This is a genomic window from Delftia sp. ZNC0008, assembly GCF_000799035.1.
Lineage (GTDB): Bacteria > Pseudomonadota > Gammaproteobacteria > Burkholderiales > Burkholderiaceae_C > Comamonas > Comamonas tsuruhatensis.
Genome location: NZ_JTKZ01000183.1, coordinates 1 through 2,126, shown reverse-complemented (window position 1 = coordinate 2,126; position 2,126 = coordinate 1). Strand labels below are relative to the sequence as shown.

The window sequence follows — 2,126 nt, the reverse complement described above, 5'->3', positions numbered from 1 at the left end:
CCGCGTCACCGACGTGATTGCGCGCATCCTGGGCGAGCGCATGGCCCAGCAGCTGGGCCAGACCGTGGTGGTGGACAACAAGCCCGGTGCGGCCGGACTGATCGGCGGCGAAATGGTGGTCCGCTCCGCGCCCGACGGGCTCACCCTGCTGCTGGGCACCACCTCCACCATGCTCACCAACAAATACCTCTACAAGAAGACCGCCTACGACCCGCTGACCGACCTCACGCCCCTGTCGCGCGTGTGCATGGCGCCCATCGCCCTGGTGGTCACGGCCGACGTGCCCGCCACCAACCTGCGCGAATTCATGGCCTGGGCCCAGGCCAACGCGGGCAAGCTCTCTTATGGCTCCTACGGCATAGGCTCGCACGGCCACCTGGCCTGCGCCGTGCTCAGCGACATGGCCGGTGCCGGCATGGCGCATGCAGCCTACCGGGGCGAGGCGCTGATGGTGCAGGACATGCTGGGCGGACGCATCCCCATCGGCATGGGCAGCCTGCTCACGCTCAAGCCCCATATCGATGCAGGCAAGCTGCGCGCCCTGGCCGTCACCGGCACGCGCCGCGTGCCCCTGCTGCCCGAGGTACCCACCTTTGCCGAGGCCGGCTACCGCCACGAGGCCATGGAACTGTCCGGCTGGCTGGCCATCGCCGGCCCCAGGGGCCTGCCGGCCGACCTCACGCGGCAATGGGGCGAGATCTCCAACCGCGCCGTGGCCAGCCGCGAAGGCACGGCCCGCATCATCGCGGCCGGTTTCGTTCCCGTGGATGACGACACGCCCCAGCGCTTCGGCAAGGCCTGGGCGCAAGAGGCTCCGGTCTGGGGGCGGCTGCTGCAGTCGGCGGGGGTGCAACCCGGTTGATGGCGCACAGCGGCCCTGGTTGCCCAAGGCTGCACTCATGCCCTGTGCTGTAATCGCCCCTCCTCAGGCGGCCCCGGTGGTGCAATGCCATGACGGGACAGCCCGTGGTTTCTCAAACATTCAAGAGAGGGTATTACCGTGAGTGCATTGGTCATCAAGGCCTGGAAAGCCAGCGAGCAACCCATAGACGACAAGGGCAACCACATTGCCATCACAGGCCGCGAAGGCGGCCTGGTCGCCTGGATCCTGTCCAAGGTCAACATCGATCCCACCACCACCATCCGCGTGGGCAGCGAGCGCCTGGAGTTCAGCAGCGCCTCGCTGTCGGGCACCCAGTCGCGCCTGATCCCGCTGCAGGGCATCTGCTCCACCTACTACGGCTATCACAAGCCCTGGAAGACGGCGCTGGGCATCGGTGCCCTGTCGCTGTTCATGGGCGGGTCGATGATGGCCCAGAGCTTCTTTGCAGGCCTGGTGGTCATGCTGATCGGCTGGGGCATCGCCGCCGTCATCTACTTCCTGAACCGCACCCTGACGCTGGGCTTCATCGAGAACAGCGGCGCAGTCAACGGCATCCAGTTCAAGCGCTCGGTGATCGAGAACATCGACATCACCCAGGAGCAGGCCAGGCAGGTCTGCGAACTGATGCAAAAGCTGATCGAGGCCAAGGAAAAGCGGCTCTGACGACGCGGCGGCACGCAAGTGCCATCCGGCGCCGCTCGTGCCCTGCGCTCAGGCCTGTGCCGGGCTGCGCGCCATCAGCTTGAAGGTGCCGGTGGCCAGGGCCACCAGGGTGCCGTCCTCGGAACGCACTTCGCCGCGCGCGAAGCTGATGGAGCGGCCGCGCCGCTCGCAGTGGGCGGTGGCGATGAGATCGCCGCTGCCGGCCGAGACGTAGTGCAGCGTGAGATCGATGGTGGCCACGCCGAAGGCTGTGGGGTCATGCGAGCGGCAGGCCGAGGCCAGGGCGCAGTCCAGCAGCGAGGCGATGGCGCCGCCGTGCACGTCGCCGCGGCTGTTGGCCTGGTCCGGTTGAAAGCCCATGCGGATCTGGGCGCGGTCATCGCCGATGCGTTCACCGCTGAGCTTCATGGCGCGGGCCATGGGCATGGGCAGGCCGAAGAGGATGCCGGGCGCCTCGCCTTCGAAGGGGTTGGCCGGGTGGTCTTTGATGGGTGTGTTCATGCGGGCAATCATCGCATCGGCATGACTCAATCCACCCGTGCACCTGTCGATTTGACGACAGTGGCCCAGCGCGACGCGG

The 2,126-nt window shown here is 67.5% G+C and carries 3 protein-coding genes; 2 read left to right on the top strand and 1 reads right to left on the bottom strand.

Features of this window, described 5'->3' with window-relative positions; translation table 11 throughout:
* Positions 1-862: Bug family tripartite tricarboxylate transporter substrate binding protein (locus L995_RS06060; protein WP_047470153.1), on the top strand; the 862-nt coding region annotated here is incomplete at its 5' end.
* Positions 863-1,000: 138 nt separating this feature from the next.
* Positions 1,001-1,546: a hypothetical protein gene (locus L995_RS06055; RefSeq protein ID WP_012202143.1), complete on the top strand. Its 546-nt coding sequence runs from the start codon at positions 1,001-1,003 to the stop codon at positions 1,544-1,546.
* 48 nt (positions 1,547-1,594) lie between these two features.
* Here the strand turns inward: L995_RS06055 and L995_RS06050 are convergent, their stop codons facing one another.
* Complete coding sequence (locus L995_RS06050; RefSeq protein ID WP_017406880.1) at positions 1,595-2,047, bottom strand: PaaI family thioesterase; 453 nt, start codon at positions 2,045-2,047, stop codon at positions 1,595-1,597.
* Between the last annotated feature and the right edge of the window lie 79 nt (positions 2,048-2,126).